Below are 6,866 nucleotides of genomic sequence, written 5' to 3' on the forward strand. Positions count from 1 at the left end.
GGAGGAAAGATAATGTGTAAAAATAAAAAAGTCTTTGATGGAATCGATTGCTGTGTAGAATGTCAGGAAGAATTATCCATTAGGGAGAGAAATCGTAGTAACTGCTGGAGTTGCCAGGATAAAATAACTGAAACTTACGCTGATGACCATATCGATATGGAAACAGGGGTCAAAACTGAGCAAAACATTAGTTCCAGATAACTAATACATTCGAATAAAGGGAGAAGCACTCGCGTCCACTTTGAACGCAGTTGCTTCTCTTTTTTAGCTATTAATAATTTCCGATTTTAGAAAATGAATATATTTGTTAGCATATGTAGATAAATGTTTATCTTCTGATCGAACTAATCCTAAAGAAATGTTAACAGTACTATGGTTCACTAAGTCGATTGGAATAATATCACCATTTATGACTGATGGATAATTTTGCATGACAAAATCAGGAGCAAATGTAATTGCCAGGTTTTCATTGACCGCTTGGAGAAGTCCAGCCATATTGTTTGTTGTAAATAGAATTTTCATAGGTTTATATTTTTTAAAAAAATCTTGGATAAAATATTGCATTAATTCCCCTTTATATATGACGAGCGTTTGATCGAAAATGTCTTCTGGGGTTACAGAACCAAGAATGGCTAAAGGAGAATGCCTTGAAACGTATACCTTTTGCTTTCCATCAAGGAGTGCTTCAAAAGCGATTCCTTCCATATTTACCCCTAAATCACTTGAGTATGTAATTAGGCCAAAATCAGTCTTATGCTGTCTAACATCATCAATCACTGATGTACCACTTTTTTCAGTAACCTCAAGATTTACATGAGGATAATCATGGCTAAATGTAGAGATTGCTTTAACGAGAAATGCCATTAAACCAGGTAAAGAAGATATATTAAGCTCACCCACCTCCGTGGAGTTGAATAAGTTAGCTGTCTCCTTTATTTCTTCAATTTTTTTTTGAACCTCATAGGCAAGTTTTAAAATGACTCTTCCCTCATCAGTCGGAACCGCGCCATGTCCCCGTGAACGTTTAAATACTTTAATTTCTAGCTCTTTTTCTAAGTTAGTTATGGACTGGCTAATTGTTGATTGTGTAACATGTAAATTTTGTGCAGCTACTGACAAGGAACTGTATTTTGCGACTTCAACAATATAGATTAATTGCTCAATGTTCATGTATGTCCCCTTTTTTTGAATATTAATGATACTAACTTACACATTAAAATCTTTAATTTTTTTTCATTATAATTTATATGTATAATCAATATCAATAAGATTTTAAAAAATTAGAATATTCTTAATATTAGGAGGAAGAGTAGAATGTCAATAGCACAATTATTTGATTTAACAGGAAAGACAGCGATCGTTACAGGAGGCGGAAGTGGGCTAGGTCGTGTAATGGCAATAGCTTTAGCAGAAGCGGGGGCAAATGTAGTAGTTTGTTCTAGACGTTTAGAAATTTGTGAAGAAGTCGTGAAAGAAATAGAGGCATTAGGCAGACGAGCGTTAGCTATATCATTAGATGTAACTAGTCCCGAATCAATTGAAAATGGATTGGAACAAGCTGTTTCCCAATTTGGGAGCATCGAAATTTTAGTAAATAGTAGTGGAACTGTTTTTGAAACGCCAGCTGCAGAAATGCCTTTAGAACAATGGCAATCCATGCTTGACACGAATGTGACAGGGACTTTTTTAATGTGTCAGGCAGTCGGGAAACATATGATTAATAACGATTATGGAAAAATCATCAATATTTCTTCTAGTATAGGCTTTAAAGGTGTTGACCCTGAAGCTGTAGATTCTGTCGGATATACAACAAGTAAGGGTGCCGTTATGACTTTAACGAAGGACTTAGCAGTTAAGTGGGGGCGTCACGGTGTTAATGTTAACTCAATTGCTCCTGGTGTTTTTACTACAGGAATGAATAATCCAGAAATACCGGGAACTCTTGTTCACAAAGCAGGTCCATTCATTGCTACTCAAGTTCCACTTAGAAGATTAGGTAGTGACCATGATTTAGTAGGTGCGACCCTTTACTTTGCTTCAGATGCATCTGACTATTGTACAGGACAAATATTAGTTCTTGATGGGGGCCTTGGTACTAAGTAAATTTCATCAATGTAACCCAGTAATGTAGATTAGCGAAACTAAAATGCAAGTTAGAAATACTAATTTTACTTTACTGAAAATTATAAATATACTGATAATAATAAATTCGAAGTAGTTTTAAGTTGTCATAATTTAAAGGGCTTCTATAGACGAATTTAAAAAACCATAAGGTGGAAGAGGGGATTTAAGTGAGTAATGTAAAGGATGTAAAAGAAGTAGTAGTTCACCATGCTGGAAATATTAATGTAGATGAGTTGCCTTGGATTCCTTATTTTGGAGATTCAAAGTTTAAATTACTTAAAGCAAACTCTGTAACAGGGCAAACTCTTACATTATTATATGTACCTGCGAAAATGCAGCTTCCTGCACATTTCCATCCAGGAACAGTTATTGTATATACTGTTCAAGGAACGTGGAGATATCTAGAAGAGTCTTGGATTTCTAAACCAGGTGACGTTGTTTATGAGCCTGCTGGATCGAAACATACACCTACAGCTGTAGGTGACGAAGATGTTATTACCTTTAATATTGTAGAAGGAACATTGGATTATATCGGTGAGAATGGCGAAATTCTTGCTAGAGATAATTGGGAAACATTTTTAAATAGATACTATGAATATTGTGCAGCTGAAGGTATCGAACCTGTTGATGTGACTAAATTTTAATAAATAGTGTATGAAAAGAGAATCTAAAAACGTCCAGTGACGAACAAGATTCTCTTTTCTTATGAATAATAATCTTAAGATATTTATATATAAGTAAGACTTACTTGTAAATTAAATTATTTAATTTTATTTAACTATTACTTATGAGTATAATTAGTTATAAATTAATATTTTAAAAATTTAGAATATTTAAAAATGAGGAGGTTCATCTAAATATGCCAGCTGAAACAGTGTTAATTACAGGCGCAACAAAAGGTATTGGATTGGAATTTGCAAAGATCTTCGCAGGACATCGCTATAATTTAGTTTTAGTTGCTAGAGATGAGTTGTTGTTGGAAAAACAAGCTGGTTTTTTAAAAAAGGAATACGGAATAGAAGTCAATACTTTTGTCGGTGATCTAAGTAATCATGAAACTGTAGAGAGCTTGTATACATATCTAAAAAGAGAAGAAACCAATATCGATATATTAATTAATAACGCCGGAGCGGGCGGACTAGGGTTAATGACAGAATTAGATATTAAGAAAGAAATAGAATGTTTGCAGCTGAATATGATTTCCTTAACTTATTTAACTAGACTTATAGCGGATGAAATGATTAAGCGAAATCACGGTAAAATTTTAAATGTTGCATCAACAGCAGCTTTTCAACCAACTCCAAGGATGTCGATGTATGGGGCAAGTAAATCATATGTTTTATCATTTACAGAAGCGATAGCCGAAGAACTAAAAGGTACCGGGGTTCAAGTTAGTGTATTATGTCCTCCGTCAACAAAGACACCACTTACTGAGGGACTTGCTTCAACAGGAACTAAAATTTTCATTAAAAACTTAATGGATCCTAAAACAGTTGCCAAGTGTGGTTACGAAGGCTTAATGAAAAATAAAACTGTGATCATTCCAGGCTTTAAAAATAAACTGATGGCAAAGTCTGTTGGAATACTGCCAAGAAAGTGGGTAACTACTTATACCCGAAAGATGATCGAAGAAAAAGTGTAAGTACCCTATTTGGGATAAAGATATTACGAAGAGAGGGATCGTGAATGGAGAATGTATATTTAGTTGAAGCGCTCAGAACTCCAATTGGGTGTTTTGGAGGAGCATTAAAAGATGTAGGTGCTGTACAACTTGCATCAACAGTTATTAAGGAAGTATGGCAACGATCTGGTCTATCTGCTGATTGTGTTGATGAAGTAATATTAGGTAATGTTCTAAAGTCAGGGCTTAAAGGAAATCCAGCAAGACAAGCCGCAATTAATGCTGGTTTACCTGTCTCTATACCAGCCATTACAATTGATAAACAATGTGCATCTGGACTCCGAGCAATTACATTAGCCTATCATCAAATACTAGCTGGTGATTCGAATGTAGTAATTGCTGGGGGGACGGAAAGTATGAGTAATGTCCCACATTTAGTAATGAATGCAAGATGGGGACAAAAAATGGGAGATTTAAGGACAGTAGATGCGATTTTTCATGACGGGCTTCACTGTGCATTAGAAGGTTACCATATGGGAGTTACAGCTGAAAATTTAGTTAAAGACTATCATATATCGCGTGAGGAACAAGACGTATATGCATTAGAAAGTCAGCGAAAAGCAATTAAAGCTAGGGAGCAGGGCAAATTTGAAAAAGAAATTGTTCCAGTTACGATTAAAACTAAACAAGGTCCAATTTTATTTAAAGAAGATGAGAACATAAAAAATACTAGTCTAGAGAAACTACAAACTCTTAAAGCAGCTTTTAAAGAGAATGGTACAGTGACAGCTGGAAATGCTTCATCATTAAATGACGGTGCAGCTGCTGTAATTGTTGCATCTGAACAAGCAGTTCGAGAATATGGTTTAAAACCGCTTGCCAAAATTCGTTCGGTAGCAAGCGCTGCTGTTGCTCCTTCGATTATGGGAATTGGTCCAGTTCCAGCAACACAAAAAGCACTGCAACGAGCAAATCTAACGATACAGGATATAGAATTGGCAGAGATCAATGAAGCATTCGCTGCACAAGTACTAGCAGTAAAAAAAGAATTAAACATATCAGAAGAGATTATTAATGTAAATGGAGGAGCTATTGCATTAGGGCATCCAATCGGCTGTTCTGGTACTAGAATTGTAGTTACTTTATTACATGAATTAATACGTCAAAAGAAACAAATTGGTTTAGCAACTTTATGTGTAGGTGGCGGACAAGGAGTTTCAATTATCATAGAAGCCGTATAATCTAATTAAAAAGAAATGGTAAGCAAATTCTACAATAATTTGCTTACCATTTTTTACATCGGTTTAATTCCATTTGAACGTTAATTTTTTTATCTTAATGAAGATAATCAAAAGTATTTTTTGCTAATAAGATAAAGGTTACTGTAATAAAAAGGATTCGAACGTAGCCACTTCCTTTTTTAATAGCGAATTTAGAACCACAAATTGCTCCTGCTATTTGTGCAAGTCCCATAGCTAGCCCATAGGCATAATGAATTTGTCCCAAGTACATAAACATTAATAATGCAGCTATATTACTACCAAAATTTAAAAACTTTGCGTTGCCTGCAGCTTTTAAGAAATCAAATCCTATCATTAAAAAAGCAAATATTAGGAATGAACCCGTTCCAGGGCCGATGAATCCATCATAGAAACCAATACCAAAAATTAATAGCATAAACAGAATAATACGAGTAAGTGACAGCTTTTTATTGGTAGTCGTATCTCCCCAATCTTTCTTAAAAATAGTATATATAGCAACTGCTCCAAGCATAACCAGCATAAGAGGCTTAAGAACTGTAGGGTCAATTAAATGAACTGTCCAAGCTCCCAAAATGGAACCAATAAATGTGAGTGGGAATAACTTATAGACAGATTTTAAATCAAGCTTTCCAGAACGATAGAACATGATTGTGCTCGTTAAAGAGCCAATTGACCCAGCTAATTTGTTCGTTGCAACGGCAGCAGCTGGAGATAGACCAGTAAATAATAATACTGGCAAAGTAATTAGCCCACCGCCTCCAACTACAGAATCAATAAATGCAGCTAAAAATCCAAATACAATTAAAGTTAATAATAACGACGGATCAATATGGAATATCATCAAATCTACCTTTCTTTTATTTACTAATTTGATAGTAGTTAAAATAGGAAACAAAGTAAATCATTAATTTAGTAATATAAGAATTATTTTTATTATTACACAATAAAAAGCAATAACATTTTTTCCGTATAAGTTAACTAAAGTTATTACTGAAATTAATTTCAACATGTACCACTTTCTAAAATTTTGCATATATTGATATGTGATAATTTAATGATGAGGTGTGTATGGATTGAATTTCGAACATAAAATAACTACTACAGAAATAGGACAAGCCAAAGAAAAATACTTTGAAAAAAACGTCAATCGTTTAATTAAAGAGGTTGTTACAAAAATCGAAATGAAGATGGCGCTTGAAGAACTAAAGGTAAACCGTATTGTCCGATTAGAGGGTCTTGAAAATGATGAAGTTATTAAACAAGTACAAAATGATTTAACGAAAATATTAGAGGATTCAATTAAAGAAATACAACTAAAAATGAGTGGAATTGAGATTTATCTTAATTCATTAGAAGAAATAAAAGGCAATTCAATAAAAAAGGAAAACGATTTTAATAAATAAAAATAGAGTGAGAAACACTAGGTTTCTTCACTCTATTTTTTTGCCTTTGTTTGAATTTGATTCATCTCGGGAAATTGCTTATTTATTGTTAATGTTGATATTAATAGTAATTTTTTTATCACAATGAGATGATGATTGACCATTTTGTACAGCATTTAATATTTTAGCAATTACATCTGTACAGCAATCACAATTCTTGTGTTCGAAGCGGTCACACTCATGGTCTTCGCAGCAGTCACACTCATGGTCTTCGCAGCAGTCACACTCATGGTCTTCGCAGCAGTCGCATTCATGGTCTTCGCAGCAGTCACATTCATGGTCTTCATAGCAGTCACATTTATGTTTGTCGGAATGATTTCGAGTTTTCTTATCTTTTTTGCAGCAACAATCAATATTAATATTCACCGTAATACTGCAATCACATTTCTTTTCGCAACAATCGCATTTCTTGTGTTC

General features: G+C 34.1%; 9 protein-coding genes. 7 read left to right on the plus strand and 2 right to left on the minus strand.

Annotation, left to right across the window (positions count from 1 at the left end; all coding sequences use genetic code 11):
• The first annotated feature begins 12 nt into the window (after positions 1-12).
• A complete protein-coding gene (locus tag ABEY15_RS22760) occupies positions 13-201 on the plus strand; it encodes a hypothetical protein (protein WP_429892289.1) in 189 nt (62 codons plus the stop codon).
• 63 nt (positions 202-264) lie between these two features.
• On the opposite strand, the gene ABEY15_RS22765 is transcribed toward ABEY15_RS22760, so the two are convergent.
• Positions 265-1,170: a LysR family transcriptional regulator gene (locus ABEY15_RS22765; protein WP_429892290.1), complete on the minus strand. Its 906-nt coding sequence runs from the start codon at positions 1,168-1,170 to the stop codon at positions 265-267.
• A gap of 144 nt (positions 1,171-1,314) precedes the next feature.
• Here ABEY15_RS22765 and ABEY15_RS22770 point away from each other — a divergent pair, with 144 nt between their 5' ends.
• The 4 genes from ABEY15_RS22770 to ABEY15_RS22785 all read left to right on the plus strand — a co-directional run bounded on the left by ABEY15_RS22770 (position 1,315) and on the right by ABEY15_RS22785 (position 4,986).
• Positions 1,315-2,103, plus strand: a complete 789-nt coding sequence (locus ABEY15_RS22770) for an SDR family NAD(P)-dependent oxidoreductase (protein WP_429892291.1) — start codon at positions 1,315-1,317, stop codon at positions 2,101-2,103.
• A 188-nt stretch (positions 2,104-2,291) separates the two neighbouring features.
• Entirely contained in the window at positions 2,292-2,768 is a 477-nt protein-coding gene (locus ABEY15_RS22775) for a 2,4'-dihydroxyacetophenone dioxygenase family protein (protein ID WP_429892292.1), read from the plus strand.
• A 215-nt stretch (positions 2,769-2,983) separates the two neighbouring features.
• A complete protein-coding gene (locus ABEY15_RS22780) occupies positions 2,984-3,766 on the plus strand; it encodes an SDR family NAD(P)-dependent oxidoreductase (RefSeq protein ID WP_429892293.1) in 783 nt (260 codons plus the stop codon).
• A 44-nt stretch (positions 3,767-3,810) separates the two neighbouring features.
• Positions 3,811-4,986 (plus strand): thiolase family protein, encoded by a 1,176-nt coding sequence (locus tag ABEY15_RS22785; protein ID WP_429892294.1) that lies wholly within the window; start codon positions 3,811-3,813, stop codon positions 4,984-4,986.
• Between the two features lie 94 nt (positions 4,987-5,080).
• Here ABEY15_RS22785 and ABEY15_RS22790 read toward each other — a convergent pair whose 3' ends face one another.
• Positions 5,081-5,848: a TSUP family transporter gene (locus ABEY15_RS22790; RefSeq protein ID WP_429892295.1), complete on the minus strand. Its 768-nt coding sequence runs from the start codon at positions 5,846-5,848 to the stop codon at positions 5,081-5,083.
• A 232-nt stretch (positions 5,849-6,080) separates the two neighbouring features.
• Between ABEY15_RS22790 and ABEY15_RS22795 the strand changes: the two genes are divergently transcribed.
• Together ABEY15_RS22795 and ABEY15_RS22800 are read left to right on the plus strand one after the other, a co-directional pair.
• Positions 6,081-6,410: a hypothetical protein gene (locus ABEY15_RS22795; RefSeq protein ID WP_429892296.1), complete on the plus strand. Its 330-nt coding sequence runs from the start codon at positions 6,081-6,083 to the stop codon at positions 6,408-6,410.
• A gap of 243 nt (positions 6,411-6,653) precedes the next feature.
• Positions 6,654-6,866, plus strand: a 213-nt coding sequence (locus ABEY15_RS22800) for a hypothetical protein (protein WP_429892297.1), incomplete at its 3' end; no start/stop codon positions are given.

The sequence above is a fragment of the Gottfriedia acidiceleris genome, from assembly GCF_050457485.1.
Lineage (GTDB): Bacteria > Bacillota > Bacilli > Bacillales > Bacillaceae_G > Gottfriedia > Gottfriedia acidiceleris_D.

Coding starts and splice junctions, on each gene's coding strand:
- ABEY15_RS22790 (WP_429892295.1), bottom strand. CDS start 5,848: ATGATATTCCATATTGATCCGTCGTTATTATTAACTTTAATTGTATTT.
- ABEY15_RS22770 (WP_429892291.1), top strand. CDS start 1,315: ATGTCAATAGCACAATTATTTGATTTAACAGGAAAGACAGCGATCGTT.
- ABEY15_RS22760 (WP_429892289.1), top strand. CDS start 13: ATGTGTAAAAATAAAAAAGTCTTTGATGGAATCGATTGCTGTGTAGAA.
- ABEY15_RS22765 (WP_429892290.1), bottom strand. CDS start 1,170: ATGAACATTGAGCAATTAATCTATATTGTTGAAGTCGCAAAATACAGT.
- ABEY15_RS22780 (WP_429892293.1), top strand. CDS start 2,984: ATGCCAGCTGAAACAGTGTTAATTACAGGCGCAACAAAAGGTATTGGA.
- ABEY15_RS22785 (WP_429892294.1), top strand. CDS start 3,811: ATGGAGAATGTATATTTAGTTGAAGCGCTCAGAACTCCAATTGGGTGT.